Origin of the sequence: Faecalibacterium prausnitzii, from assembly GCF_003324185.1 — a bacterium.
Taxonomy (GTDB): Bacteria; Bacillota; Clostridia; order Oscillospirales; family Ruminococcaceae; genus Faecalibacterium; species Faecalibacterium prausnitzii.
In genome coordinates this window covers 25,776-49,304 of sequence record NZ_PXUP01000010.1, presented here as the reverse complement: position 1 = coordinate 49,304, position 23,529 = coordinate 25,776, and the positions used below count along the sequence as shown (strand labels likewise).

Below are 23,529 nucleotides of genomic sequence, written 5' to 3'. Positions count from 1 at the left end.
TTTCGGTGAGTATCGATAATAAAAAGATATTTTTTGTGATTCAGGAAAGTCCGTAGGACTTTCCTGAATCACATTTTTATTCTTCCCACCGGTAGCCATAGCCCCACACGGTCATGATGTGGGCGGGGTGGCTGGGCTCGTCCTCCACCTTCATGCGCAGGCGGCGGATGTTCACATCCACGATCTTTACATCGCCGAAGTAGTTCTCGCCCCAGACCCCTTTCAGGATCTTTTCGCGCACCAGCGCAGTGCCCGGGTTGCGGAAGAACAGCTCCATGATCTGGAACTCCACCTGTGTCAGCTCAATGGGCTGACCGGCCTTCAGCAGAACGCGGCGGTTCTCGTCCAGCACAAACTCACCGCTGGTCAACGTGCCCAGTGGGGTGTTCCCGTTGCTGTCCTCCTCCTTGGTGCGGATCACCCGGCGGCACAGCGCCTCCACACGCGCCAGCAGCTCGCTGACGCTGAAAGGCTTGGTCATGTAATCGTCTGCGCCGATGGACAAACCGCGGATCTTATCCTGCTCCTGCCCCTTGGCGCTGAGGATGATGATGCCGATCTGCTGGTCGGTGCGGCGGATGGTCTCGCACAGCGAGAACCCGTTCATGCCCGGCAGCATCACGTCCAGAATGGCGGCATCACAGCCGGGTTTCTGTGCCAGCAGCGGCAGGGCGGCTTCGGCGCTTTCGGCCTCCACCACCTCCATCCCCGCATGGCGCAGGTTCAGGGCGATCATATCGCGGATATTAGCTTCATCTTCTACAACAAGCACTCGTACCATGCAGCATCCTCCATTCCTTAATTCAGCAGATACAACGCCTTGGAAAGGCGGTAGTTCGTGTCAGATAGCAAAACGTCCGGACCCATTCTGGCCTGCACCTGACGGGACGCTACCACGCCCAGCCGGGTCCAGCCGGTGGAGTTGGCCGAGGTACTTGCCAGCCGTACCGTCAGCACCAGCTGATCCTCGTCCACCGTGCGCAGCTCCACTGCGCCGTCAAATTCCTCGCTGTCGGTCAGCTTCAGGTTGCCCTCCCACTCGGCGGGCAGCTCGATATAACAGTTGGTCTCTTCGTCCAGTAGGCCAAAGCTTTTTTCCGGGTGGCTGCTGGTGTAGTCCATCCAGACGATAAAGTCCATGCGGCGGCTCTGGCTCAGGTTCAGCAGACCCGCCTCGTCCGGCTGGGTGGGGATCTCCACGATGCCGTCCCCGTCCAGATCCCGGCTGACCAGCGTGGGCACGTTGCGCAAAGAGGCGTTATACAGCCGCTGGCTGCTGATCCGTGTGGCGGGCACCATCTGCTGGCTAGTCTCGTCGTAGCACAGCAGCACCGAGGCCAGATTGTTGCCGGAAATGCCAGTCCAGCCGTCCAGCACCAGATAGTGCCGTCCGTCCGCACCTGCGCCCGCCGCCACCGAGGCGCAGCCGGAAAACTTATCTGCGGAAAGGCCGTTGACCGCCACCTGCCGGAAGCTGCCCTCGCGGTCTGCGGTCAGAAGTTCGATCTGCACACTGCCGTCCTCCTGCGTGGACATCAGGATCAGATCCTGACTACTGCCGCCGGTGATATTTTCCACCAGATACTGCTCGTACTGCTGCTCCAGAATGGTGGACAGGGTGCCCTTCTGATAGGAGTACACCGCCAGATAGTGGTCATTCTGGGCAGCGGTATAGCCCACCACCAGCTGGCAGCTGTCCGTATCCTGCAATTGGGCAAGGCTGACGTTTTCCACCGTTTCGGCAAGACCCTCCACGCTCTGGCGCACCTGCCAGCTTCCGGCGTCGTCTCGCTGCAAAATGGCCACGCAGACGTTGGCGGTCTGGGCGGTGGTATACAGCACCGCCGCATCCTGCTGACCGTCACCGTCCAAGTCCTGCAGCACAAAGGGGGAAAGCAGCTCGCCCTGAATAGGATATTTCAGCTGGGCACTCTCCCCCAGCCAGTCGTTCAGGGCCGTTTGCAGCGCGCCGTAATCGCCGGAAAGCTTCGGGGCACGCAGCAGTTCCTCTACCTGTGCCTTTTCGTTGGCCGGCAGCACGGTCTGGCAGCTGCACAGCACAAAGCACAGCAGCGTGCACAGCACCAGCCGCAGCCTGCGGGTTCTGTTCATACCGGTCAACCTCCTTCCGGGCATAAAATGCTATTTTCAGTATACCACACTTTGCGGATACAAAAAAGGGGGTGCTTACGCGGAAGTCACCCCTTCCGTCTGCTTACTGCGTTCGCAGCCACCTTCCCCAAGGGGACGGCTTTTCGCGGTGGCGGGAAACTTTGCGGCAGCACCGAAAGGCGCCCCCTTGGGGGAGCTGGCGCGCAGCGACTGAGGAGGTAAACCACAAAAAAAGAAACCACTGCACAAAAGCTGTGCAATGGTTTCTCTTGTTACTGTATCAAACAGTCAGAGCAGGATCAGACGAGCTCCAGAACTGCCATCTCAGCTGCATCGCCGCGGCGAGCGCCGATCTTGATGATGCGGGTGTAGCCGCCGTTGCGGTCAGCGTACTTGGGGCTGATCTCGTCAAACAGCTTCTTTGCAACATCTTCCTTGGTGATGTAGGCGTAGACCTGACGCTTGGTGTGCAGGTCGCTGGCCTTGCCAAGGCTGATCATCTTCTCGGCCATGGAACGAACGTCCTTAGCGCGAGTGACAGTGGTCTCAATCTTGCCATTCTCTAACAGGTAGGTAACCATAGCGCGCATCATAGCGTTGCGGCTGTCGCTGGTTCTACCGAGCTTTCTGGTACCGGGCATCCCGTTTCACTCCTTAAATTATTTTAGTTATTCGTCATCCGTGTTCAGCTTGAAGCCGAGGGAGTCCAGCTTAGCCATGACTTCCTCCAGGCTCTTGCGACCGAGGTTACGGACCTTCATCATCTCGTCCTCGCTCTTGCTGACCAGATCTTCCACCGTGTTGATCCCTGCGCGCTTCAGGCAGTTGAAGGAACGCACGCTCAGATCCAGCTCTTCGATGGTCATCTCCAGAGCCTTCTCCTTGTCGTCGTTGGTCTTCTCTACCATGATCTCAGCGCCGGCGGCCTCGTCAGACAGGTTGACGAACAGGTTCAGGTGCTCGGTCAGCACACGGGCAGCCAGAGAAACGGCTTCCTGTGCGTTGATCGTGCCATCCGTCCAAACCTCAATGGTCAGCTTGTCGTAATCAATGGCCTGTCCAACACGGGTGCTCTCGACGTTATAATTCACCTTGAGCACAGGGGTGTAAATGCTGTCAACGGGAAGGGTGTTGATATCGTTCTTCTCGATGATAGCCTGTTTGTTGCGCTCTGCGGGCACATAGCCGCGACCCTTGTCGAAAGTCAGCTCCATAACGAGCTTGGCACCCTCGCCCAGAGTTGCAATGTGCCACTCAGGGTTCAGAATTTCGATGTCGTCGCCCTGCTTGATGTTGTCAGCAGTGACCTCACAGGGACCAACTGCCTCAACACGCACTGTCTTCGGACCATCGGTGTACAGCTTTGCAGCGATACCCTTCAGGTTCAGGACAATTTCGGTGACGTCTTCCTTGACGCCCTCAATGGTGGAGAACTCGTGGACCACACCGTCAATCTTGACGCTGGTCACGGCGACACCGGGCAGAGAGGAAAGAAGCACACGACGCAGGCTATTGCCCAGTGTGATGCCAAAGCCACGCTCCAGAGGTTCTGCCACGAATTTGCCGTAGCGGCCGTCCGGGGACAGGCTTGCCGTTTCGATCTTGGGACGTTCAATCTCCATCATATCTATGCCCTCCTTGTCAAACCGGTGTTTCCACCGGCCCATTATTGAATTCTTTCAAAAAAGAATGCGAAAGCGTACCATCCAAAAGGAAGGCAGCGCCTTCTTAATGGATTACTTGGAGTACAGCTCGACGATGAGGTGCTCTGCGACTTCGTAGTCGATATCGCTGCGCTCGGGCAGCTTAGCGACAACGCCCTTCAGAGAACCGGTCTCGCGGTTCAGCCATGCGGGCAGAGCCACGACGGGAGCCTCGGCACCGGTCAGCTTTGCAAACTTTGCAGAGCTGCGGCTGGACTCGCGCACTTCGATCACATCGCCGGCCTTCACCTGGTAAGAGGGGATGTTGACCTTCTTGCCGTTGACGGTGAAGTGAGCGTGAGACACCAGCTGACGAGCATCACGGCGGGTCTGAGCAAAGCCCAGACGGAACACGACGTTGTCCAGACGGCACTCCATGATCTGCAGCAGGTTCTCACCGGTCTTGCCGGGGCGAGACTCTGCCTTCAGGTAAGCGTTGTGGAACTGCTTCTCCAGAACGCCGTAGATGAACTTGACCTTCTGCTTCTCCTTCAGCTGAGATGCGTACTCAGACTGCTTCTTGCGGACATTGCCGTTGGAGTTGCGGGTGGTATTCTTCTTTGCATAGCCCATGACCGCAGGAGAAATGCCCAGGGCCTTGCAACGCTTTGCGATAGGCTGCGTATTCTTTGCCATAATTCAATTTCCTCCTTCGATCAGACACGACGGCGCTTCGGGGGACGGCAGCCGTTGTGGGGGATGGGAGTCACGTCCTTGATCAGGGTGACTTCCAGACCGGTAGCCTGCAGCGCACGGATAGCGGACTCGCGGCCAGCGCCGGGGCCCTTGACGTAAACTTCAACAGTCTTCATGCCGTGCTCGATCGCGGTCTTAGCTGCGGTCTCGGCAGCGGACTGAGCTGCGAACGGGGTGCTCTTGCGGCTGCCACGGAAGTTCAGGGAGCCAGAGGAGCACCAAGACACTGCATTACCCTGCAGGTCGGTGATGGTAACGACAGTATTGTTGAAGGTAGACTGGATGTGAGCCTGACCAGCAGCAATGTTCTTGCGCTCTTTCCGCTTCATGCGGACATTTGCGCCCTTCTTGGCGTTATTTGCACTTGCCATTTCTCAAATCCTCCTTACTTCTTCTTGTTTGCGACAGTGCGCTTGGGACCCTTGCAGGTACGAGCATTGGTCTTGGTGCGCTGGCCGCGGCAGGGCAGATTCTTGCGATGGCGGGTGCCACGGAAGGACTGGATCTCGACCAGACGCTTGATGTCCAGAGCCACGTTGCGGCGCAGGTCGCCTTCAACGAGGATGTTTGCCTGATCGATGTAGTCACGGATCTTAGCCTCTTCGTCCAGAGTCAGATCCTTGACGCGGGTATCGGGGTTGATGCCAGTTGCTTCCAGGATCTTGTTAGCAGTGGTCTGGCCGATACCATAAACGTAGGTGAGACCCACCTGAACGCGCTTCTCGCGGGGCAGGTCAACGCCGGCAATACGTGCCATAGTAGTTTCCTCCAAAAATCATCCCATGTCAGTGTCGGGGTCTGCGCCGGGACTCTACGCACTTGACCCCCAGGCGCCCGAATTAGCCCTGGCGCTGCTTGTGCTTGGGGTTCTGGCAGATGACCATCACGCGGCCTTTGCGGCGGATGACCTTGCACTTTTCGCAGATGGGTTTCACGGAAGGCTTGACCTTCATGATGTTGAACCTCCTTTTGGTTGATGCCCTGACGCTTATTTGGAGCGCCAGGTGATGCGGCCCTTAGAAAGATCATAGGGCGACATTTCCACGGTTACCTTGTCCCCGGGCAGGATACGGATGAAATTGGTCCGCAGCTTGCCGGAGATGTGCGCTAAGAGGATGTGACCGCTGGGAGTGAGCTTCCCGGTGTTCTTATCCTCGCTCAACATTTCCACCTTAAAGATGGCGTTGGGCATGGCTTCACGCACAATGCCTTCGATCTCGATGACGTCTTCTTTAGACAAGCTATTTGCCTCCTCATTGGATCTGCTCAGTTTGTCATAATTGAGCACCGGTGCTCCCGCTCCAAAAAACAGAAAGCACTGCATTCTTCCGTGCCTGCGCCCGTTTTTGTGCAGTTTGCCGCTTCTCTTTTCAAGAGCTTTCACGCCGATCCCCAGACGGACAGGTGGCGATGAGCGCCACATACTTCATCTCCTGCGGCACAAAATCCGCAAAACGGGCAGACTAAGCCTGTCCGTCGAGGAAGTATCTGGCTTCCACAGCCATTTATAGATTATACACCTTTTGTTGTCAATTTGCAAGAGGTTTTTTCCGTATTTCCGATAAAAAATTATTCTGTATAAAAGCTCTTTTCCGTCCCGTCCTCCTTTCGCGTTTCTCCACCGTGAAGGTGAAACTTTTTCACGAAAACTTGTCACAATTGCACAAATTGCAGGAGTGAGAAGAGAAAGAAGCCGCCGCACATCGTCCGTGCAGCGGCTCCTTTACAAAGGTTGCTTACTTCAGGCTGAAGGTGGCCGGATCAAAATCCGGGTCATCCCAGCTGCGGGTCATGATCTCGGTGTGGTCCTTCAGGATGGCGATGGAGTGCTCAAAGTGAGCAGCCAGCCCGCCGTCCTTGGTCTTGACAGTCCAGCCGTCGCTGAGCTGCTTGATCTTGTAGTCCCCCTGACAGATCATCGGCTCGATGGCAATGGTCATGCCGGGCACAAGACGGGGCCCGCGGCCCTGATGGCCGTAGTTGGGCACCTCGGGGTCCTCGTGCAGCTCCTTGCCGGTGCCGTGACCCACAAAGTCACGCACCACAGAGAAGCCTGCGTCCTCGCAGTAGCTCTGCACGGCGTAGCCGATATCACCGATGCGGTTGCCCGCCACGGCCTGCTCGATGCCCTTGTACAGAGAAGCCTTGGTCACCTCCAGCAGGCGCTGGGCTTCCAAGTCCACCTTGCCCACCGCGTAGGTGCAGGCATTGTCGCCGTTGAAGCCGTCCACCTTGGCACCAGTATCGATGCTCACGATGTCACCCGGGCGGATGACGATATCATGAGAGGGGATGCCGTGGATGACGGTATCGTTCAGGCTGATGCAGGCTGTGCCGGGAAAACCGTACAGACCCTTGAAGTTGGGGATGCCGCCGTGCTTCACGATGAAGTCGTAGATCAGCTTGTCCAGCTCCCAAGTGGTCATGCCTGCTTCGATGTGCTCTCCGCCGTACTTCAGGGCAGCTGCGCTCAGGGCGTTTGCCCGGCGCATACCGTCCAGCTCTTTTGCATTTTTGATCTGAATCACGCTTATGCCTCCAAAGCCTTCATGACTTCAGCCGTAGTCTCCTCGATGGAGGGGCAGAACTTGATCTCTGCCAGCTTGCCGCGGGTGCGGTAGAACTCCACCAGCGGCTCGGTCTGCTCATGGTAGGCTTTCAAACGATCCAGCACGGTTGCGGGCTGGTCGTCCTTGCGGATGACGGTCTTGCCGCCGCACAGGTCGCAGACGCCCTCCACCTTGCTCTTCTTGTTCAGGATGTGGTAGCTTGCGCCGCACTTCTCGCAGACGCGGCGGCCGCTCATGCGCTCCACGATCACGCTGTCCTCAACCTGCAGTTCCAGCACCTTGTCGATGCGGATGCCCATGGTCTCGATGGCCTCTGCCTGCGCAATGGTGCGAGGCACGCCGTCCAGAATGAAGCCGTTGGCGCAGTCAGCCTGTGCCAGACGCTCCTTCAGGATGCCGATGATAACTTCATCGGGCACCAGTGCACCGGCGTCCATAAAGCTCTTGGCCTTCAGACCCATCTCGGTGCCCTCCTTGACAGCAGCACGCAGGATGTTGCCGGTGCTGATGGAAGGGATGTTCAGCTTTGCGCAGATGATCTCGGCCTGCGTGCCTTTGCCTGCGCCGGGTGCGCCCAACAGGATCAGATTCATAGGATCGCTTCCTTTCTTATATGTCACATGATAGAAACATACGTACAAAAGCAAAAAAGCACTGAAAAGTATGAGCGTACTCTCCTTTCCAGTGCTTTCTTACATCTTTATTGCTTCAGATCAGCCAAGGAAACCCTTGTGGTTGCGCATGGTCATAAAGCTATCGAGGCTGCGGGTGGTATCCAGTGCCACACCAACCACGATCAGCAGGCTGGTACCGCCCAGCTGAATGCTCATACCGGTCAGGTTGCCCAGAATGATCGGCAGTACAGCCACCGCAGCCAGGAAGATGGCACCGATGAGGGTGATCTTGTTCAGGGTGCGGGTGATGAAATCGCTGGTCGGCTTGCCGGGACGGAAGCCGGGGATCGAGCCGTTGTTGCGGCGCAGATTGTTGGCGATCTCAACAGGGTTGTACTGGATGGCCACATAGAAGTAGTTGAATGCCAAAATCAGCAGCAGGTAGATCACAACGTACAGCCAAGAGGTGTAGTTGAAGGTATGGAAGAACGCATACCAGACCGGGTGAGCGGTCTGATCGATCTGCAAAAAGCTGCCGATAGTGCCCGGGATGGACACCAGAGCCGAAGCGAAGATGATGGGCATGACGCCGCTCATGTTCAGCTTCAGGGGCAGATAGCTGTTCTGGCCGCCCATCTGCTTCCGACCCACCACACGCTTGGCGTACTGGATGGTGATGCGGCGCTCTGCGTTGGTCATGACCACCACAAAGACCACAGCGACCAGCGCCAGAATTACCAGAACGGGCAGCAGGATGTAGAACTGAGGCTCGCCGGCCGCTGCGCGGGTCAGCAGACCCGTGACAGAGGTGTACAGCGAGGACCAGTTGGAAACGATGGAGGCAAAGATCAGAAGGGAAACACCGTTGCCGATACCCTTGTCATCGATCTGCTCGCCCGCCCAGGTGATCAGCTGAGCACCTGCAACGAAGGTGGCGATGATGACCACAGCGGCGAACACGCCGACTGCGCCGGAAACATACTTCAGTGCGCCCATATTGCGGATCACGAAGTAGTAGCCAATGCTCATGATCAGTGCGACCACGGCACCGGCGTACCGGTTGATCTGCTGCAGCTTCTGCTGGCCGTCTGCTTCCTTTGCCAGATTTTCCAGCGCAGGAATGGCCACAGTCAGCAGCTGCACAATAATAGAGGCGTTGATATAGGGTGTCACACCTAACGCGAAGAGCGTGCATCTTGCCAGTGCGCCGCCGCTCATCATATTGAGGTACGAGAGCATATCGCCGTTTGCAAACATCTGCGTCAGTGCAGAGCCGGAAACGAACGGCACGGGGATGGCACAGCCAAGACGGTAAACCACGAGGATCGCCAGCGTGAACAGAAGACGATTTTTAAGCTCGGGGATCTTCCATGCGTTACGGAATGTCTGGAACACCTTACATCACCTCAGCCTTTCCGCCTGCCTTCTCGATTTTCTCTTTGGCAGAAGCGGAATAGGCTGCGGCCTTCACGGTCAGAGCCTTGGTCAGCTCGCCGTTGCCCAGAACCTTAACGCCGTCCAGAGTCTTCTTGACCAGACCCTTAGCCTTCAGAGCCTCGGTATCGACGACATCGCCGGCATTGAAAGCAGCCTCCAGATCAGCCACGTTGACGATGGCATACTGGGTAGCAAAGATGTTGTTAAAGCCAACCTTAGGCAGGCGGCGTGCCAGAGGCATCTGACCGCCCTCGAAACCAGCGTGCTTCACGCCGGAACGGGCCTTCTGGCCCTTGCTGCCGAAGCCGGCAGTCTTGCCATTGCCGGAGCCAATGCCGCGGCCCTTGCGGGTCACAGGCTTGTTGGCGCCCTTGCTGGCGTGCAATTCATGAAGCTTCATTGTGCGTATACCCCCTGCTATTAGGCTTCGGTGACGCTGAGCAGGAAGCCGATCTTTGCGATCTTGCCCTGCGTAGCGGCGTTGTCAGGCTGAACGGTAACGTCGCCCGGCTTCTTCAGGCCCAGAGCCTCAGCGGTAGCGATCTGCTTAGCGCCGCGGCCGATCAGGCTCTTCTTCAGCTCGATCTTGAGCATCTTATCTGCCATGGTTAGTTACCTCCTTAACCCAGAATTTCTTTCACGGTCTTGCCGCGCTTCTCAGCGACAGACTCGGCGCTGACCAGACCGCACAGACCTGCAAAGGTAGCAGCAACAACGTTGATGGGGTTGTTGGAACGCATAGACTTCGCACGAACGTCCTTGATGCCAGCAGCCTCAATGACGGCACGCACGGGGCCGCCGGCGATCATACCGGTACCGGGTGCAGCCGGCTTGAGCAGAACAGCGCCTGCGCCGTACTTGCCGACGATCTCGTGGGGGATGGTGGTGCCCTTCAGGGCAACCTTGTGCATGTTCTTCTTGGCAGCGGCCTCACCCTTGCGGATAGCCTCGGGAACTTCACCGGACTTGCCGATGCCGTAGCCGATGGTGCCCTTGCCGTCGCCAACGACAACCAGAGCAGCAAACTTCATGATGCGGCCGCCCTTGACAGTCTTGGAAACGCGGTTGATAGACACAACCTTGGTGATCATGCCGTCGTCTTCACGGTTTCTCATAGCCATAATGTGTTTCCTCCTCTCATTACAGCTTCAGGCCGCCCTCACGGGCGCCATCAGCCAGGGCCTTAACACGGCCATGATAAACGTAGCCACCACGGTCGAACACGACCTCGGTGATGCCCTTTTCCAGAGCCTTTGCTGCAACCTTCTTGCCGATCTCAGCAGCGGCCTCGACGTTGCCGCCGTTGCCGTTGAAGTCCTTGTCCATAGTGGACGCCGACACCAGAGTAACGCCCTGCTCATCATCGATGATCTGAGCGTAGATGTGCTTGGCGGAGCGGAAAACATCCAGGCGAGGACGTGCTGCGGTGCCGCTGATCTTGTTGCGAACGCGGCGATGACGACGAAGACGAGCTTCGTTCTTGTCGATCTGCTTAACCATTGTCTTTCACTCCTTACCTTATTTCTTGCCCTTACCGGCCTTGCCTTCTTTGTGCTTGACGACCTCGCCGGCGTAGCGGATGCCCTTGCCCTTGTACGGCTCAGGCGGCTTCTTGCCGCGGATCTCTGCAGCATACTGGCCGACCTTCTGCTTGTCGATACCGGTAACAGAGAAGTGGTTGGGATCCTGCCACACAATGGTGCAATCCTCGGTATCGGGGATATTCACCTGATGAGAGAAGCCCAGATTCATGACCAGGTTGGAGCCCTGCTTCTGGCAGCGCATACCAACGCCAATGATCTCCAGCTTCTTCTCGTAGCCGTTCACAACACCGTTCACCATGTTGGCGATGTTGGTACGGGTCAGGCCGTGCAGGCTGCGGGCCTTGGGTTCGTCATTGGGGCGGGTAACCAAAACCTCATTGCCCTCGACCTTAACGGTCATCAGGGGATGATAGTTGGAATTCAGGCTGCCCTTGGGGCCCTTGACGGCGACAGTGTGTGCTGCCTCATCGACAGTGACAGTGACACCGGCAGGAATGACGATGGGTTTTCTTCCAATTCTCGACATTGTCTTTTACCCCTTTCTTACCACACGTAGGCCAGGACTTCGCCGCCGACGTGCTCAGCACGTGCAGCCTTGTCAGTCATGATGCCCTTGGAGGTGGAAATGATTGCGGTGCCCAGGCCCTTCATGACCTTGGGCATATCCTCGCAGTTGGTGTAGATACGCAGGCCGGGCTTGGACACACGGCGCAGACCAGCGATAACGGGCTCGCCGTTAGCCTGGTACTTCAGGGTGACAACGATGGTGCCCTGAACGGTATCGTTCTTGACCTGCATACCCTTGATGTAGCCCTCGTCAACCAGAATCTGGCAGATAGCCTTCTTCATGTTGGAAGCGGGGATCTCCACAGAAGGGTGTTTGGCAGTGCTAGCGTTGCGGATGCGAGTCAGCAGGTCCGCGATAGGATCAGTAATCTGCATTTGCCACTAACCTCCTTAGATTAGCTCTCATTTGTTTTATAATGATACCGCCCCGAAACAAGTTGTTTGCCCCGGGGCGGATATCCGACAAATTATCCAGCCCTCTGGTAAATTACCAGGAAGCCTTCTTCACGCCCGGGATCTCGCCCTTGTAGGCCAGCTCACGGAAGCACACACGGCACACGCCGTACTTGCGCAGCACGGAGTGGGGACGGCCGCAGATGCGGCAGCGGGTGTATGCACGGGTAGAGAACTTAGCAGGACGAGACTGCTTCAGCTTCATAGACAGTTTAGCCATTGTACAAATCTCCTCCCTTAGTTGTTCTCTGCGAAGGGAGCGCCCAGAGCCTTCAGCAGCTCCTTGCCCTCCTCATCAGTCTTGGCAGTGGTGACAAAGCAGACATCCATGCCACGAACTGCATCGACCTTCTCGAATTCGATCTCGGGGAAGATAATCTGCTCCTTGACACCGCAGGCAAAGTTGCCGCGACCGTCGAAGCCGTTGCCGTTGATGCCGCGGAAGTCGCGCACACGGGGCAGAGCCACGTTGAAGAAGCGATCCACGAACTCGTACATACGCTCACCACGCAGAGTGACCTTGCAGCCGATGGGGGTGCCCTGGCGCAGCTTGAAGTTAGCAACGCTCTTCTTGGCACGGCAGACGACTGCCTTCTGGCCAGTGATCTGGCCCAGATCCTTCATAACTGCTTCCAGGATCTTCTCGTTTTCCTTGGCTTCGCCGCAGGCAACGTTGATGACGACCTTGTCCAGCTTGGGGATCTGCATAACGCTCTTGTAACCGAACTTGGAGTTCAGAGCAGGAGCAATTTCATTGACATACTGTTCTTTCAAACGAGCCATTGTTCCTTACTCCTTTCTTACAGCTCAGCGCCGCACTTCTTGCAGACGCGAACCATCTTGCCGTCCTTTTCGACGTGACCCACACGCACGGCCTTGCCGCACTTGGGGCAGACGGGCATGACCTTGGAAGCGTAGATAGCGCCCTCAGCCTTAACGATGCCGCCCTGCTCGCCCTGACGGCGGGGCTTGACGTGCTTGGTAACCATGTTCTGGCCTTCAACGATGACCTTGCCTTCAGCGGGGCTGACCTGCAGGACCTTACCAGTGTGGCCCTTGTCCTTGCCGCTGATGATCATCACGTTGTCGCCGGTTTTAACATGAAGATTATTCATTTTTAAAACCTCCTTACAGCGATTCCGGAGCCAGGCTCAGGATCTTGGTGTAGCCGGCATCACGCAGCTCGCGAGCAACAGGTCCAAAGATACGGGTACCCTTGGGGTTCTTGTCGGCCATAACGATAACGGCGGCGTTCTCATCAAAACGGATGTAGGAACCGTCGTCGCGGCGCACGCCATGCTTGCTGCGCACGATGACAGCCTTGACGACGTCGCCCTTCTTAACGGAGCCGCCGGGGGCTGCCTTCTTGACAGAGCAGACCACGACGTCACCAATGTTTGCGTATCTCTTGCGGGTGCCGCCCAGCACACGGAAGCACATCAGCTCCTTGGCACCGGTGTTGTCGGCAACTTTGAGATAAGTTTGCATCTGAACCATATCAGATATCTCCTTTCAAACTGTTCAAAGCAGCGGGCAAAGATTACTTTGCCTTCTCAACGATACGGACCAGGCGCCAGCGCACATCCTTGCTCAGGGGGCGGCACTCCATGATCTCAACACGGTCACCGATACCGCACTCGTTCTGCTCGTCACGAGCCTTGAACTTCACGGTACGCTTCAGGATCTTCTTGTACAGGGGGTGCTGCACGCTATCCTTAACGGCAACCACGATGGTCTTATCCATCTTGTCGGACACGACGACGCCGACGCGGGTCTTTCTCAGATTACGTTCTTCCATCGTTTAACCTCCTTACTGCTTCTCAGCCAGAACGGTCATCACGCGGGCGATGTCCTTCTTGACTGCTTCGATGCGGCCGGGGTTCTCCAGCTGGTTGATGGCATGCTGGAAGCGCAGGTTAAACAGCTCAGCCTTCAGATCTGCCAGCTTGCTGGTCAGCTCTGCGGTCTGCATTTCGCGGAGTTCATTAGCCTTCATTGGTGCCATCCTCCTTCACGGAGTCCTCACGGACAACAAATTTGCACTTGATGGGCAGCTTGTGCATAGCCAGACGCAGAGCCTCGCGAGCAGTTGCCTCATCGACATCTGCCAGCTCGAACATCACGCGGCCGGGCTTCACGACTGCAACCCAGTATTCGGGAGAGCCCTTACCGGAGCCCATGCGGGTCTCAGCGGGCTTTTCAGTCACGGGCTTATCGGGGAAGATCTTGATCCAAACCTTGCCGCCACGCTTGATGTAACGAGTCATGGCAACACGGGCAGCCTCGATCTGCTTGGAGGAGATCCATGCCGGCTCCAGAGCAACAAGGCCGTACTGACCCTGGCACACCACGTTGCCGCGGGTAGCCTTGCCGGTCATGCGGCCGCGCTGAACGCGGCGGTACTTAACACGCTTAGGCAGTAACATTACTTGTTGCCTCCTTCCTTCTTAGGAGCGGTCTTTGCGCTCTTGAGGACCTCGCCCTTGTAGATCCACACCTTAACGCCGATGCGGCCGTAGGTGGTAGCAGCCTCTGCAAAGCCGTAATCGATGTCGGCGCGCAGGGTCTGCAGGGGAATGGTGCCCTCGTGGTAGCTCTCGGTGCGGGCGATATCAGCGCCGCCCAGACGGCCGGAGCACATTGCCTTGATGCCCTTTGCGGGAACGGTTGCGCGATCGCGGGGGCTCATGGCATTGCGCATGCACTGCTTCATAGCACGACGGAAGGTGACGCGGTTCTCCAGCTGACGAGCGATGTCCTCAGCAACCAGCTGTGCGTTGGTGGAGGGGCTCTTCACCTCGATGACATTGACGATAACGGTCTTGCCATACTCCTTGGTCAGCTTGTTCTGCAGGGCGATGCGCTCTTCGCCGCCCTTGCCGATGACCATACCGGGCTTAGCGCAGTAGATGTTAACATTAACGCGAGGAGCGGAAGTGGAAGGATCCACAGTGCGCTCGATCTCGATCTTGGGGACGCCAGCGTCCTTCAGCTGAGCCTTCAGCTCAGTGCGGATCTTGTGATCCTCGACGAGGTTATCGCTGAAATCCTTCTTGGAGGCAAACCAGCGGCTGTCCCAGTCTTTAATAACGCCGACACGAATGCCGTGCGGATTTACTTTCTGGCCCATTGTTTTCCCTCCTTACTCTTTCTCTTTCAGAACAACGGTCATGTGGCTGGTGCGCTTCAGGATGCGGTAGCCGCGGCCCTGTGCACGAGGCATCATGCGCTTCAGCGTCGGGCCGGGGCAAACGTAGCACTCGGCGACGTAGAGGTTGTTCTTGTCCATATTGAAGTTGTTTTCCGCATTAGCGGCTGCAGACTTCACCAGCTTCAGAAGGGGCTCACAAGCTGCCTTCGGGGTGTACTGCAGGATTGCCAGCGCTTCGTCCAGGGGCTTGTTACGGATCAGGTCCATAACGATAGACACCTTACGAGGACTAATGCGGGCATAACGAAGAATTGCCCGAGCTTCCATGTTGTGTTCCTCCCTCTATTACTTAGAATTACCAGTGTGGCCCTTGAAGGTACGGGTGGGAACGAACTCACCCAGCTTGTGGCCAACCATGTCCTCAGTCACATACACAGGCACATGCTTGCGGCCGTCGTGGACGGCAAAGGTGTGACCAACGAATTCGGGGAAGATCGTGGAGGCGCGGCTCCAGGTCTTGATGACCTGCTTCTTGCCGGAAGCGTTCATCGCTTCAACGTGCTTCATAAGAGCAGCCTGGACGAAAGGTCCTTTTTTAATGCTTCTACCCATTGTCTTAAACTCCTCTCTTACTTACCTGCACGCTTCACGATCAGCTTATCGGAGCGCTTATGATGCTTGCGAGTCTTGAGACCCAGAGCGGGCTTGCCCCAGGGAGTCATAGGACCGGAGTGACCAACAGGTGCGCGGCCCTCGCCACCACCGTGGGGATGGTCGCAGGGGTTCATAACGGTACCACGGCTGCCGGGACGCACGCCCATGTGGCGCTTGCGGCCTGCCTTGCCCAGGTTGACGTTCTCGTGGTCGATGTTGGAAACCTGACCGATGACTGCAGTGCAGTTCACGGGCACGTTGCGCATCTCACCGGAGGGCAGACGAACCAGAGCGTAGCCATTCTCCTTAGCCATCAGCTGAGCCATGTTGCCAGCGGAACGAACCAGCTGAGCGCCGCGGCCGGGATACAGCTCGATGTTGTGGATGATGGTACCGACGGGGATGTTCTCGAAGGGCAGGCAGTTGCCGGGCTTGATATCGGCAGACTTGCTGCTGACGACCACGTCGCCCACCTTCAGGCCATCGGGAGCAATGATGTAGCTCTTGGTGCCATCGGTGTACTCGACCAGAGCGATGAATGCGCTGCGGTTCGGATCGTACTCGAGAGTCTTGACGGTAGCGGGGATATCGGTCTTCTGACGCTTGAAGTCGATGACACGATACTTGGTGCGGTTGCCGCCGCCCTGATGGCGGACGGTGATACGACCGGTGTTGTTGCGGCCGCTGTGCTTCTTCATGGGCTCCAGCAGGCTGCGCTCAGGAGCGACCTTGCTCAGGACGCTGTAATCCGTGACGGTCATGCCGCGGCGGCCCGGAGTAGTGGGGCCATACTTTTTGATAGCCATTGTGCTATTCTCCTTTGTTTATCTTATGAATTATTATCGGGGTCATATCCCCATAGAGGAACCCTCGGCGGGTTCTATCAGACCATGCTGTTGAAGAACTCGATCTCCTTGGAGTCCTTGGTCAGGGTCACGATAGCCTTCTTGGATGCAGCGGTGTAACCAGCGTGCATACCCTGACGGCGGAAGCGGCCACGGACGGAGACGGTGTTCACCTTAGCGACCTTGACGCCGGGGAACAGAACTTCAACTGCCTGAGCGATCTCGACCTTGGTAGCATCGGTAGCGACCTTGAAGGTGTACTTCTTGTCAGCGATGCCAGCCATGGAGTTCTCGGTAATGACCGGCTTCAGGACGATATCATGTGCGGTTTTCATTAGCCAAGCACCTCCTCGAGCTTCTTAGCTGCGTCGACGCTGATGATCAGCTTGTCGGCGTTCAGCACATCGTAGGTGTTCACGCTGCCTGCGAAGGTGGTCTTGACACCGGCGATGTTGCCAGCGCTCTTGACGAACTTTGCATCGACAGTCTCGTTGACCAGCAGGTTCTTCTTGCCGGCGCCCACAGCGTTCAGCATAGCGACCACAGCCTTGGTCTTGTACTCGTCGCAAGCGAACTTGTCAACGACGACCATGTTGCCATTGGCAGCCTTGTCGGACAGGACGCTCAGCAGAGCCAGACGCTTGACCTTGTTGTTGATGTGGTAGTTGTAGCTGCGGGGCTTGGGGCCCAGAGCAACGCCGCCGTGGGTCCACTGCGGAGCACGGATGGAGCCCTGACGAGCGTGGCCGGTGCCCTTCTGACGCCAAGGCTTCTTGCCGCCGCCGGAAACTTCCATGCGGATCTTGGTGTTCTGGGTGCCCTGACGCTGGTTGGCCAGGAAGTTCACCACAGCAATGTGGACAGCCTTCTCATTCGGGGTGATACCGAACACGGCGTCGGAAAGCTCGATCTCGCTAACGTGCTGACCGTTCATATCGACTACATTAAACTTTGCCATTGTAGCTTTCCTCCTTACGCCTTGACGCTGTTGGCCAGGGTGATGATGGTGCCCTTGGAACCGGGAACCGCACCCTTGACAGCGATCAGATTGTTCTCGGTGTCAACCTTGACAACGGTCAGGTTCTGCACGGTAACGCGCACGCAGCCCATGTGGCCGGGCAGGCGCTTGCCGGGGAACACGCGAGAGGGGTTGGAAATAGCGCCCATAGAACCTGCATGACGTGCCACCGGGCCAGTGCCGTGGCTCTCACGCAGACGGTGCTGGCCAAAGCGCTTGATAACGCCCTGGTAGCCCTTGCCCTTGGAAACGCCTGCAACGTCAACCTTGTCGCCTGCTGCAAAGACGTCAGCCTTCAGGATGTCGCCAACGTTCATTGCGGAAACGTCGTCCAGACGGAACTCACGCAGGGTCTTCTTGGGGGCAACGTTTGCCTTCTTGAAGTGACCTGCAGCTGCCTTGTTGACCTTCTTGGCGGAAACCTCGCCGAAGCCCAGCTGAACAGCCTGATAGCCATCGCTCTCGACAGTCTTCTTCTGCACGACGGTGCAGGGGCCTGCCTCGATGACGGTGACGGGGATAACCTTGCCGCTCTCATCGAACAGCTGGGTCATACCGACTTTCTTGCCGATAATGCCTTTAACCATTTTCTTTTCCTCCTGTAAAGGTTATTGGTTGGCAGCGCACGTCACTGCCAACATGACCCCTCGGGAAACGAGGGCATCGAATTTGATCGTGTGTGGTTTACAGCTTGATCTCGATGTCCACGCCAGCGGGGAGCTGGAGGCTCATCAGAGCCTCGACCGTCTTGTTGGACGGCTTCAGAATGTCGATCAGACGCTTATGAGTGCGGCTCTCGAACTGCTCGCGGCTATCCTTGTACTTGTGGGTAGCGCGCAGAACGGTAACGACCTCACGATCGGTGGGCAGGGGGATGGGGCCAGACACGCGAGCGCCAGTGCGCTTTGCGGTCTCCACGATCTTCTCTGCTGCGGCATCGATCAGCTGAGCATCATAGCTCTGCAGACGGATTCTGATTTTCTCTTTGACTGCCATTGCTTACGCCTCCTGAAAAATTGTTTTTGCCCTAGGCGAGCCGATAAATTGCTCTACACAGTTCCGGGTGTTCCTCGATTTGGCACTATAAAAACCGGTGAACCGCATGGCAGTTCTCCCGGAAACATATTAGCAAATCAAATCCGAACATTGGTTCCGCCCGTTTCGCAGAGGAGTAACTTCTCTGCCGAGGGAACGTATTCCATCGCTGTCAGTAATTTTTTCGCCCGGTTCTAAGATCGGACATACTCCGCGGAAATAACCCATCGCAGCTATCGCCGGATGACAACCTCCCGCATCAACGCATATCGCTGGCCTGCACGACTTGTATCGCACAAGCCTTTTGCAGCCGAGAGATATTTTATCACATCTTCGTCTATTTGGCAAGTGTTTTTTGCAGAAAATTACGATTTTTCTTTTTTATTTTCTCTGTTTTGTCAACAGCCGCATTTTCTGTGCAAGATGCACAATCTCAGCGCTTTTTGCCGGTGGAAAACTCCCCCGCTCCCCTTTGCAGCATCAGTATGGGCGGGAAGGGCGGGGGTTATACCTATGAAGATGCGCAGTTCAAATCATTTCTTCTTCAGCTGTTCCTCCAACCCTTCCCGCGGGGTGATGTAGACGGTGGTGTACACCTCGTACAGCACCATGCCGGGCTTGGCACCGCTGGCTTTCCAGATGTTCTTCACCTCAGTGGTGTCCACCGCCACCTTGGCGCCGGTGCCCGCCTTGTAGGCGCTGGAATGGATGACCGCCAACTCCGCCGCCTCCTGCTTGGTGGTGTCCGGGATGTCCTCGCCCCGGCTCATGACCACAACATGGCTGCCGGGTGCTTTCTGCACATGGAACCATAAATCCTTGCCCCGGGCGGTGTGCAGGGTGAGCTTGTCGTTCTGGGCGTTGTTGCGGCCTACCAGGATCTCAAAGCCGTCGCTGGAAGTATAGCGCAAAAAGTCCGCAGGCTTCTGCTTTTTGTCCCGCTGCTTGTAGTATTTCAGGTAGCCCTGATTTTTCAGCTCCATGCGGATCTCGTTCAGCGCGGCTTCGCCGGAGGCGCTTTCCACCTCGTAGAGCACCGTTTCCAAATAGGCGATCTCTTTTTCGCCCTCGGCCAGCAGGTCCACCAGCATCCGGGCGGCGGTCTGCTTCTTTTTGTAGTTCTTAAAGAAGTTCTGCGCGTTTTGGCTGGGGCTAAACCGCAGATCCAGCGGAATGATCACCTCTTTGCCCTCGTCGTACCAGTTGGGCACGGTCAGGCTCTTCATGCCCTTTTGCGCCAGATAGAGGTTGGCAGACAGCAGCTCACCGTACAGGCGCAGCTTTTCGCTTTTGCCGCTGGCAGCAAGCTCTTCCTGTCGTGCTGCCTGCTTGCGCAGAGCGCGGTCGTACATATTGTGCACCGCCTTGTGCAGCTCCTTGCTCTTGGTGCGCAGCCGCTCAGCGCGGTCCTTCTCGGCGTAGTAGCCCTCCAGCATCGCGTTGAAGGACGGCCACTCCCGGATGGTGTACTGCTCGCCATACTGCTGCGGACGGAAGAAGGTATACTCCACCGGCTTGCCGTCCGGCGCAGTGACGCTGCACGGACAGCCGCCCTGCGCGTGCAGTTCCTTCAGCTCGTCGATTGCCGCCATCAGGCTGCGTTTCTGGGCATCAGTCAGCTCGTTGGCGGGCAGGTGCTCGCCGTCAAAGGCGCGCCATGCGGCCTCCCGGCAGACCACCGGCCCTACGCCGGCCACCGTTTTGTTCAAAGCATCCGCCACCGGCAGCTCCCGCTGACAGGCCGCTGCCACGATGGATGCGCTGCTCACCAGCAGAAAATCCGGGCGGGCGGGCTTGGGGGGCGTGGTGTAGGGCAAGCCCGGCAGCAGCTGCCGGACGTCACTGTCCTCAAAATCCACCCGCTTGAGGGCGTCGATAATTTTGCCGCTCTGCACCAGCACAAGGTTGGAGTAGCGCCCCATCAGCTCAGCGCACAGGGTATTGCGCACAAGGTCGCCCATCTCGTTGGTGCACTGAAAATCAAAGTAGACGATGCGGTCGCCCGGCTCCATGTGCACATCCAGCAGTCTGCCGCCGGTCAGGTGCTTGCGCATGAGCATACAGAAAGAGGGCGGCGTCTCGGGGTTTTCAAAGGTCTCCTCGGTCAGGCACACCCGGGCAGAGCCGCTGCGGGCAGACAGCAGCAGCGCATAGGTATCGGTGCGGGTGCGCAGGGTGATGACCAGCTCATCCCGGGTCGGTTCAAAAATTTTTGCGATCTTGGCATCGGTCAGGGTGGCTTTCAGCTCCGCTGCCGTCAGCGCCAGTGTCGCGGCATCCAGTGCCATAGTGTTTACCTCGTTTTATCTATAACCCTCTCAGTCGCCTGCGGCGTTGCCAGTTTTTCGGTTTATGCTGAAAGACCTCCCCCTTTCGGGGGAGGTGGCATTGCGCAGCAATGACGGAGAGGGTTCTCTCTTTATAAATAAGTATACGGGTCGCGGTTCTCGGTGCTCACCAGCACCTCCAGCTCCGGCAGGGCAGTGCGCAGAGCAGCCGCCACGGCGGCGGTCACCGGAAACTCGGTGGCGTAATGCCCTGCCGCAATGAGGGACAGCCCCAGCCGCTTGGCATCCAGTGCATGGTGGTGGTTGGCTTCGCCGGTCAACAGGCAGTCCGCGCCCTCGGCAAGAGCTTCGGCAAACAGACTGCCACCTGCGCCGCTGATGACTGCCAGCCGGTGCACCGACTTTCCGGTGTCGGCAAACTTCACCTGCACCGCTGCACCGGTGTCCGGCGCGTTGCACAGCGCAGCCAGTTTGCACTGCGCCAGCGCTGCCAGTTCCGGTACGGTGATGGGGTCGATGTCCCCTACCCGGCCGCAGCCATCCGCAAAGACGGTGCGCTGCCGGATGCCGAAAAGGTCGGCCAGCACATCGTTCACCCCGCCCTCGGCGGCATCCAGATTGGTGTGCATACAGATGGCGGAAATGCCCGCCTGCACCAGCTGATAGGGCACATCGGCGGGGCACAGCCGCTTGAGCGGGTCAAAGATGACCGGGTGGTGCGCCACGATGACCGTGCACTGCTTTGCCGCAGCTTCTGCCACCACCTCCGGGGTAATGTCCAGCGTCACCAGCACCCGGCGCACATTGCCGCCGCAGTCCACCAGCAGGCCGGGGTTATCCCAGTGCTCTGCCAGTTCCGGCGGGGCAAGCCGCTGCATTCCTTCGTATACCTGCTGTACCGTGGTCATTTCAGTTTCCCTCTTTCAGAATGGCATCCATCTCTGCTGCAAGCGCACTGCCGTCCGGCACGCCCAGCCGCATCCGGGGCAGCTTTGCCCGCTGCCACGCGGCGTAGCCCGCGCCCTCCGGCCAGTGGCCAGTCTCGCCCAGCAGACACTGCTTAAAGGTAGGCTCTGTCACCTCGCCGGTGTACTCTGCCGCCATCACCGCATACCAGCGGCCCGCGGCCTGCACCGGACGGTCTGCCACAAGGGCAAAGCCGTGCTGCCACAGCCAGCGGCGCAGCTCGCTGTGCCGGGTGGCGGGCACCATGACAAGGCGTGGCCCGCCCACAGCAGACACCCACGGCGCTTTTTCGATGATCTCCCAAGTGGTCTGCGCCGACACGCCCGCCAGCACGATGCTGCCCACCTCCCCGGCAGACAACACAGAAAGACCGTCGCCGAGCCGAAGCTCAGCGCGGTCCAGACAACCTGCATTTTCCAGCGTCTGTTTTGCCTTGGCCAGCGGGCCGGGGCGCAGGTCTGCCCCGATGACCTTCGGGTACTTACCCGAAGCCGCCAGCACCGCCGTCAGCTTGCCGTGGTCGCAGCCGATGTCCGCCACCGGCTGTCCTGGGCGCACCAGCTGGGCCGCAGCGGTCAGACGCGCATCCAGTGTGGGCAGCACTCAGGCCTTCTTGGCTGCCAGATGAGTGTTCAGCTTCTCCAGCAGCTCATCGCAGTTCACGCCGTGCACTTCGCAGGCTTCTTCGATGGTCTCGCCGCGGGAAGCCGGGCAGCCCAGACAGTGCATCCCGATCTCCATAAAGTAGGGTGCGGTGCTCTGGTCCATATCCAGAATGTCGCCGATGATGGTATCGCGGGTCACCTGCTTGGGTGCGGTGTGTGCCTCTTTTTTGAGCATATTGAAAATATCAAACATGATAGCTTTTCCTTTCTGTTTTGGGTGAGATACAGTATAACCTACTGTTCCTCTATACTATACCCCAAACCGGGGCAGTTTTGCAAGAGCCTTGGGGAAATCCGCTTACCCCTCCGCCTGATAGTCCTTTTCCAGCGAGAAGCCGCGCCCGCTTACCTCGGTAACATGGCTCACGATCATAAAGCAGGTGGGGTCGATGGCATGCGCCAGCTTTTCCAGCCTTGGCAGCTGCCGGTTGGAGACCACGCTCAGCAGCACCGACTCCGGCTCCCGCAGGTAGCCGCCCTCGCCGTGCAGGATGGTCACACCGCGGTCCAGCTGCGCAAAAATGGCAGCGCAGATCTCGTCGGACTTGGCGCTGATGATCTTTACCTCGGTGCGGGTGGTGCCCAGCATGAGCACCTTGTCCAGCACGACCGTGTAAATGATAGCCATCACCACGCCGTACAGGGACTGCCGCACCGGGCTGAAGGCCGCCTGCGCCGCCAGAATGATAAAGTCGAAAACCATCATGGTGCTGGACACCGGCAGGTGGAACCACTTGTTCAGCACCAGCGGGGGGATATCCATGCCGCCGGTGGAAGCACCGGCGCGGATGGTGATGCCCAGCGAGATGCCGATGCCAAAGCCCGCGAATACGGTGTTCAGCACCAGATCATCGGTCAGTACAAGATCACCCAGCAGCCGCTCCCACAGCGCCATAAAAAAGGGGCTGAGCACCGTGCTTGCCATAGTATTCAGGGCAAAGCGGCGGCCCAGCACCCACCAGCCCAGCAGCAGCATGGCCACGTTGACCACGAACAGCACTGCGGACACCGGCAGTCCGGTGACCTTGTTGAACGCCAGTGCGATACCGGTGGCACCGCCGGTGATGAGGCCGGAGGGCATCAGAAATAATACCACAGTCAGCGCATACATCGCGTTGCCCACCACGATGGACAGTGCGTTGAAGAGCTGCTGTTGCTTGCGTGTTAATTGCGTCATCTTCATCTTCCTTTGTTTATAGTTGAAGTCTCTT

At 57.8% G+C, this 23,529-nt stretch carries 38 protein-coding genes; all 38 read right to left on the bottom strand.

Features of this window, described 5'->3' with window-relative positions; genetic code table 11:
• Positions 1 to 76: 76 nt before the first annotated feature.
• The 38 genes from C7J97_RS08265 to C7J97_RS08080 all read right to left on the bottom strand — a co-directional run bounded on the left by C7J97_RS08265 (position 77) and on the right by C7J97_RS08080 (position 23,495).
• Positions 77 to 781 (bottom strand): response regulator transcription factor, encoded by a 705-nt coding sequence (locus C7J97_RS08265; RefSeq protein ID WP_097782924.1) that lies wholly within the window; start codon positions 779 to 781, stop codon positions 77 to 79.
• A gap of 17 nt (positions 782 to 798) precedes the next feature.
• Entirely contained in the window at positions 799 to 2,112 is a 1,314-nt protein-coding gene (locus tag C7J97_RS08260) for a hypothetical protein (RefSeq protein ID WP_097785329.1), read from the bottom strand.
• A 299-nt stretch (positions 2,113 to 2,411) separates the two neighbouring features.
• A complete protein-coding gene (gene rplQ / locus C7J97_RS08255) occupies positions 2,412 to 2,753 on the bottom strand; it encodes a 50S ribosomal protein L17 (RefSeq protein WP_005921819.1) in 342 nt (113 codons plus the stop codon).
• A gap of 27 nt (positions 2,754 to 2,780) precedes the next feature.
• Positions 2,781 to 3,737 (bottom strand): DNA-directed RNA polymerase subunit alpha, encoded by a 957-nt coding sequence (locus C7J97_RS08250; protein WP_015537248.1) that lies wholly within the window; start codon positions 3,735 to 3,737, stop codon positions 2,781 to 2,783.
• Between the two features lie 111 nt (positions 3,738 to 3,848).
• The gene (rpsD, locus tag C7J97_RS08245) at positions 3,849 to 4,451 is read right to left on the bottom strand and encodes a 30S ribosomal protein S4 (protein ID WP_005921823.1); all 603 of its coding nucleotides are present in this window, start codon (positions 4,449 to 4,451) and stop codon (positions 3,849 to 3,851) included.
• Positions 4,452 to 4,471: 20 nt separating this feature from the next.
• A complete protein-coding gene (rpsK, locus tag C7J97_RS08240; RefSeq protein WP_005921825.1) occupies positions 4,472 to 4,882 on the bottom strand; it encodes a 30S ribosomal protein S11 in 411 nt (136 codons plus the stop codon).
• A 14-nt stretch (positions 4,883 to 4,896) separates the two neighbouring features.
• Positions 4,897 to 5,268, bottom strand: coding sequence for a 30S ribosomal protein S13 (gene rpsM / locus C7J97_RS08235; protein ID WP_005921827.1), 372 nt, complete (start codon positions 5,266 to 5,268; stop codon positions 4,897 to 4,899).
• 82 nt (positions 5,269 to 5,350) lie between these two features.
• Positions 5,351 to 5,464 (bottom strand): 50S ribosomal protein L36, encoded by a 114-nt coding sequence (gene rpmJ / locus C7J97_RS08230; protein WP_005921832.1) that lies wholly within the window; start codon positions 5,462 to 5,464, stop codon positions 5,351 to 5,353.
• Between the two features lie 35 nt (positions 5,465 to 5,499).
• Entirely contained in the window at positions 5,500 to 5,751 is a 252-nt protein-coding gene (gene infA, locus C7J97_RS08225) for a translation initiation factor IF-1 (RefSeq protein WP_005937979.1), read from the bottom strand.
• A 496-nt stretch (positions 5,752 to 6,247) separates the two neighbouring features.
• On the bottom strand, positions 6,248 to 7,039 hold the full coding sequence (gene map / locus C7J97_RS08220; protein ID WP_112121782.1) for a type I methionyl aminopeptidase: 792 nt from the start codon (positions 7,037 to 7,039) through the stop codon (positions 6,248 to 6,250).
• Between the two features lie 2 nt (positions 7,040 to 7,041).
• Entirely contained in the window at positions 7,042 to 7,674 is a 633-nt protein-coding gene (locus C7J97_RS08215; protein WP_005921841.1) for an adenylate kinase, read from the bottom strand.
• Positions 7,675 to 7,794: 120 nt separating this feature from the next.
• Positions 7,795 to 9,090: a preprotein translocase subunit SecY gene (gene secY, locus C7J97_RS08210; protein ID WP_055185960.1), complete on the bottom strand. Its 1,296-nt coding sequence runs from the start codon at positions 9,088 to 9,090 to the stop codon at positions 7,795 to 7,797.
• A 1-nt stretch (position 9,091) separates the two neighbouring features.
• The gene (gene rplO, locus C7J97_RS08205) at positions 9,092 to 9,532 is read right to left on the bottom strand and encodes a 50S ribosomal protein L15 (RefSeq protein ID WP_005921848.1); all 441 of its coding nucleotides are present in this window, start codon (positions 9,530 to 9,532) and stop codon (positions 9,092 to 9,094) included.
• Positions 9,533 to 9,552: 20 nt separating this feature from the next.
• A complete protein-coding gene (gene rpmD, locus C7J97_RS08200) occupies positions 9,553 to 9,738 on the bottom strand; it encodes a 50S ribosomal protein L30 (RefSeq protein WP_005921851.1) in 186 nt (61 codons plus the stop codon).
• A 14-nt stretch (positions 9,739 to 9,752) separates the two neighbouring features.
• A complete protein-coding gene (gene rpsE / locus C7J97_RS08195; RefSeq protein WP_005921854.1) occupies positions 9,753 to 10,253 on the bottom strand; it encodes a 30S ribosomal protein S5 in 501 nt (166 codons plus the stop codon).
• A gap of 19 nt (positions 10,254 to 10,272) precedes the next feature.
• Entirely contained in the window at positions 10,273 to 10,632 is a 360-nt protein-coding gene (rplR, locus tag C7J97_RS08190; RefSeq protein WP_005921856.1) for a 50S ribosomal protein L18, read from the bottom strand.
• 18 nt (positions 10,633 to 10,650) lie between these two features.
• Entirely contained in the window at positions 10,651 to 11,202 is a 552-nt protein-coding gene (rplF, locus tag C7J97_RS08185; RefSeq protein WP_113992654.1) for a 50S ribosomal protein L6, read from the bottom strand.
• A gap of 17 nt (positions 11,203 to 11,219) precedes the next feature.
• On the bottom strand, positions 11,220 to 11,618 hold the full coding sequence (rpsH, locus tag C7J97_RS08180) for a 30S ribosomal protein S8 (RefSeq protein ID WP_005921861.1): 399 nt from the start codon (positions 11,616 to 11,618) through the stop codon (positions 11,220 to 11,222).
• Positions 11,619 to 11,730: 112 nt separating this feature from the next.
• A complete protein-coding gene (locus C7J97_RS08175; protein WP_005921866.1) occupies positions 11,731 to 11,916 on the bottom strand; it encodes a type Z 30S ribosomal protein S14 in 186 nt (61 codons plus the stop codon).
• A gap of 17 nt (positions 11,917 to 11,933) precedes the next feature.
• Entirely contained in the window at positions 11,934 to 12,479 is a 546-nt protein-coding gene (rplE, locus tag C7J97_RS08170; RefSeq protein WP_113992655.1) for a 50S ribosomal protein L5, read from the bottom strand.
• Positions 12,480 to 12,496: 17 nt separating this feature from the next.
• Positions 12,497 to 12,811 carry a 50S ribosomal protein L24 gene (gene rplX / locus C7J97_RS08165; RefSeq protein ID WP_015537247.1) on the bottom strand — a complete coding sequence of 105 codons (315 nt, stop codon included), beginning with the start codon at positions 12,809 to 12,811 and terminating at the stop codon, positions 12,497 to 12,499.
• 13 nt (positions 12,812 to 12,824) lie between these two features.
• Positions 12,825 to 13,193, bottom strand: a complete 369-nt coding sequence (gene rplN / locus C7J97_RS08160; protein WP_005921875.1) for a 50S ribosomal protein L14 — start codon at positions 13,191 to 13,193, stop codon at positions 12,825 to 12,827.
• Between the two features lie 43 nt (positions 13,194 to 13,236).
• Positions 13,237 to 13,494 carry a 30S ribosomal protein S17 gene (gene rpsQ / locus C7J97_RS08155; RefSeq protein ID WP_005921877.1) on the bottom strand — a complete coding sequence of 86 codons (258 nt, stop codon included), beginning with the start codon at positions 13,492 to 13,494 and terminating at the stop codon, positions 13,237 to 13,239.
• A gap of 12 nt (positions 13,495 to 13,506) precedes the next feature.
• Entirely contained in the window at positions 13,507 to 13,692 is a 186-nt protein-coding gene (rpmC, locus tag C7J97_RS08150; protein WP_005921879.1) for a 50S ribosomal protein L29, read from the bottom strand.
• On the bottom strand, positions 13,682 to 14,122 hold the full coding sequence (gene rplP, locus C7J97_RS08145) for a 50S ribosomal protein L16 (RefSeq protein WP_005921880.1): 441 nt from the start codon (positions 14,120 to 14,122) through the stop codon (positions 13,682 to 13,684). Before rplP ends, rpmC begins: the two co-directional genes overlap by 11 nt.
• A complete protein-coding gene (gene rpsC / locus C7J97_RS08140; RefSeq protein WP_005921881.1) occupies positions 14,122 to 14,826 on the bottom strand; it encodes a 30S ribosomal protein S3 in 705 nt (234 codons plus the stop codon). Before rpsC ends, rplP begins: the two co-directional genes overlap by 1 nt.
• 12 nt (positions 14,827 to 14,838) lie before the next feature.
• Entirely contained in the window at positions 14,839 to 15,174 is a 336-nt protein-coding gene (rplV, locus tag C7J97_RS08135) for a 50S ribosomal protein L22 (RefSeq protein ID WP_005921882.1), read from the bottom strand.
• Positions 15,175 to 15,192: 18 nt separating this feature from the next.
• A complete protein-coding gene (gene rpsS, locus C7J97_RS08130) occupies positions 15,193 to 15,459 on the bottom strand; it encodes a 30S ribosomal protein S19 (RefSeq protein WP_005921883.1) in 267 nt (88 codons plus the stop codon).
• A gap of 17 nt (positions 15,460 to 15,476) precedes the next feature.
• Positions 15,477 to 16,307 (bottom strand): 50S ribosomal protein L2, encoded by an 831-nt coding sequence (rplB, locus tag C7J97_RS08125; protein WP_005921884.1) that lies wholly within the window; start codon positions 16,305 to 16,307, stop codon positions 15,477 to 15,479.
• Between the two features lie 77 nt (positions 16,308 to 16,384).
• The gene (gene rplW, locus C7J97_RS08120) at positions 16,385 to 16,681 is read right to left on the bottom strand and encodes a 50S ribosomal protein L23 (RefSeq protein ID WP_005921885.1); all 297 of its coding nucleotides are present in this window, start codon (positions 16,679 to 16,681) and stop codon (positions 16,385 to 16,387) included.
• Positions 16,681 to 17,304: a 50S ribosomal protein L4 gene (gene rplD / locus C7J97_RS08115; protein ID WP_005921886.1), complete on the bottom strand. Its 624-nt coding sequence runs from the start codon at positions 17,302 to 17,304 to the stop codon at positions 16,681 to 16,683. Before rplD ends, rplW begins: the two co-directional genes overlap by 1 nt.
• A gap of 14 nt (positions 17,305 to 17,318) precedes the next feature.
• Positions 17,319 to 17,951, bottom strand: coding sequence for a 50S ribosomal protein L3 (gene rplC / locus C7J97_RS08110; protein ID WP_005921887.1), 633 nt, complete (start codon positions 17,949 to 17,951; stop codon positions 17,319 to 17,321).
• Positions 17,952 to 18,048: 97 nt separating this feature from the next.
• Positions 18,049 to 18,360 (bottom strand): 30S ribosomal protein S10, encoded by a 312-nt coding sequence (rpsJ, locus tag C7J97_RS08105; RefSeq protein ID WP_005921888.1) that lies wholly within the window; start codon positions 18,358 to 18,360, stop codon positions 18,049 to 18,051.
• Between the two features lie 572 nt (positions 18,361 to 18,932).
• The gene (locus C7J97_RS08100) at positions 18,933 to 20,687 is read right to left on the bottom strand and encodes an Rqc2 family fibronectin-binding protein (RefSeq protein ID WP_113992656.1); all 1,755 of its coding nucleotides are present in this window, start codon (positions 20,685 to 20,687) and stop codon (positions 18,933 to 18,935) included.
• Positions 20,688 to 20,818: 131 nt separating this feature from the next.
• Entirely contained in the window at positions 20,819 to 21,595 is a 777-nt protein-coding gene (locus tag C7J97_RS08095) for a Nif3-like dinuclear metal center hexameric protein (RefSeq protein ID WP_113992657.1), read from the bottom strand.
• 1 nt (position 21,596) lies between these two features.
• Positions 21,597 to 22,256, bottom strand: coding sequence for a class I SAM-dependent methyltransferase (locus C7J97_RS08090; RefSeq protein WP_113992658.1), 660 nt, complete (start codon positions 22,254 to 22,256; stop codon positions 21,597 to 21,599).
• Positions 22,257 to 22,511 carry a DUF1858 domain-containing protein gene (locus C7J97_RS08085; RefSeq protein WP_113992659.1) on the bottom strand — a complete coding sequence of 85 codons (255 nt, stop codon included), beginning with the start codon at positions 22,509 to 22,511 and terminating at the stop codon, positions 22,257 to 22,259.
• 105 nt (positions 22,512 to 22,616) lie between these two features.
• Positions 22,617 to 23,495, bottom strand: a complete 879-nt coding sequence (locus C7J97_RS08080; RefSeq protein ID WP_015537242.1) for a YitT family protein — start codon at positions 23,493 to 23,495, stop codon at positions 22,617 to 22,619.
• Positions 23,496 to 23,529 lie beyond the last annotated feature (34 nt).

Coding starts and splice junctions, on each gene's coding strand:
- C7J97_RS08265 (WP_097782924.1), bottom strand. CDS start 781: ATGGTACGAGTGCTTGTTGTAGAAGATGAAGCTAATATCCGCGATATG.
- C7J97_RS08260 (WP_097785329.1), bottom strand. CDS start 2,112: ATGAACAGAACCCGCAGGCTGCGGCTGGTGCTGTGCACGCTGCTGTGC.
- rplQ (WP_005921819.1), bottom strand. CDS start 2,753: ATGCCCGGTACCAGAAAGCTCGGTAGAACCAGCGACAGCCGCAACGCT.
- C7J97_RS08250 (WP_015537248.1), bottom strand. CDS start 3,737: ATGATGGAGATTGAACGTCCCAAGATCGAAACGGCAAGCCTGTCCCCG.
- rpsD (WP_005921823.1), bottom strand. CDS start 4,451: ATGGCAAAGAATACGCAGCCTATCGCAAAGCGTTGCAAGGCCCTGGGC.
- rpsK (WP_005921825.1), bottom strand. CDS start 4,882: ATGGCAAGTGCAAATAACGCCAAGAAGGGCGCAAATGTCCGCATGAAG.
- rpsM (WP_005921827.1), bottom strand. CDS start 5,268: ATGGCACGTATTGCCGGCGTTGACCTGCCCCGCGAGAAGCGCGTTCAG.
- rpmJ (WP_005921832.1), bottom strand. CDS start 5,464: ATGAAGGTCAAGCCTTCCGTGAAACCCATCTGCGAAAAGTGCAAGGTC.
- C7J97_RS08215 (WP_005921841.1), bottom strand. CDS start 7,674: ATGAATCTGATCCTGTTGGGCGCACCCGGCGCAGGCAAAGGCACGCAG.
- rplO (WP_005921848.1), bottom strand. CDS start 9,532: ATGAAGCTTCATGAATTGCACGCCAGCAAGGGCGCCAACAAGCCTGTG.
- rpmD (WP_005921851.1), bottom strand. CDS start 9,738: ATGGCAGATAAGATGCTCAAGATCGAGCTGAAGAAGAGCCTGATCGGC.
- rpsE (WP_005921854.1), bottom strand. CDS start 10,253: ATGGCTATGAGAAACCGTGAAGACGACGGCATGATCACCAAGGTTGTG.
- rplR (WP_005921856.1), bottom strand. CDS start 10,632: ATGGTTAAGCAGATCGACAAGAACGAAGCTCGTCTTCGTCGTCATCGC.
- rplF (WP_113992654.1), bottom strand. CDS start 11,202: ATGTCGAGAATTGGAAGAAAACCCATCGTCATTCCTGCCGGTGTCACT.
- rpsH (WP_005921861.1), bottom strand. CDS start 11,618: ATGCAGATTACTGATCCTATCGCGGACCTGCTGACTCGCATCCGCAAC.
- C7J97_RS08175 (WP_005921866.1), bottom strand. CDS start 11,916: ATGGCTAAACTGTCTATGAAGCTGAAGCAGTCTCGTCCTGCTAAGTTC.
- rplE (WP_113992655.1), bottom strand. CDS start 12,479: ATGGCTCGTTTGAAAGAACAGTATGTCAATGAAATTGCTCCTGCTCTG.
- rplX (WP_015537247.1), bottom strand. CDS start 12,811: ATGAATAATCTTCATGTTAAAACCGGCGACAACGTGATGATCATCAGC.
- rplN (WP_005921875.1), bottom strand. CDS start 13,193: ATGGTTCAGATGCAAACTTATCTCAAAGTTGCCGACAACACCGGTGCC.
- rpsQ (WP_005921877.1), bottom strand. CDS start 13,494: ATGGAAGAACGTAATCTGAGAAAGACCCGCGTCGGCGTCGTCGTGTCC.
- rpmC (WP_005921879.1), bottom strand. CDS start 13,692: ATGAAGGCTAATGAACTCCGCGAAATGCAGACCGCAGAGCTGACCAGC.
- rplP (WP_005921880.1), bottom strand. CDS start 14,122: ATGTTACTGCCTAAGCGTGTTAAGTACCGCCGCGTTCAGCGCGGCCGC.
- rpsC (WP_005921881.1), bottom strand. CDS start 14,826: ATGGGCCAGAAAGTAAATCCGCACGGCATTCGTGTCGGCGTTATTAAA.
- rplV (WP_005921882.1), bottom strand. CDS start 15,174: ATGGAAGCTCGGGCAATTCTTCGTTATGCCCGCATTAGTCCTCGTAAG.
- rpsS (WP_005921883.1), bottom strand. CDS start 15,459: ATGGGTAGAAGCATTAAAAAAGGACCTTTCGTCCAGGCTGCTCTTATG.
- rplB (WP_005921884.1), bottom strand. CDS start 16,307: ATGGCTATCAAAAAGTATGGCCCCACTACTCCGGGCCGCCGCGGCATG.
- rplW (WP_005921885.1), bottom strand. CDS start 16,681: ATGAAAACCGCACATGATATCGTCCTGAAGCCGGTCATTACCGAGAAC.
- rplD (WP_005921886.1), bottom strand. CDS start 17,304: ATGGCAAAGTTTAATGTAGTCGATATGAACGGTCAGCACGTTAGCGAG.
- rplC (WP_005921887.1), bottom strand. CDS start 17,951: ATGGTTAAAGGCATTATCGGCAAGAAAGTCGGTATGACCCAGCTGTTC.
- rpsJ (WP_005921888.1), bottom strand. CDS start 18,360: ATGGCAGTCAAAGAGAAAATCAGAATCCGTCTGCAGAGCTATGATGCT.
- C7J97_RS08100 (WP_113992656.1), bottom strand. CDS start 20,687: ATGGCACTGGATGCCGCGACACTGGCGCTGACGGCAGCGGAGCTGAAA.
- C7J97_RS08095 (WP_113992657.1), bottom strand. CDS start 21,595: ATGACCACGGTACAGCAGGTATACGAAGGAATGCAGCGGCTTGCCCCG.
- C7J97_RS08085 (WP_113992659.1), bottom strand. CDS start 22,511: ATGTTTGATATTTTCAATATGCTCAAAAAAGAGGCACACACCGCACCC.
- C7J97_RS08080 (WP_015537242.1), bottom strand. CDS start 23,495: ATGACGCAATTAACACGCAAGCAACAGCAGCTCTTCAACGCACTGTCC.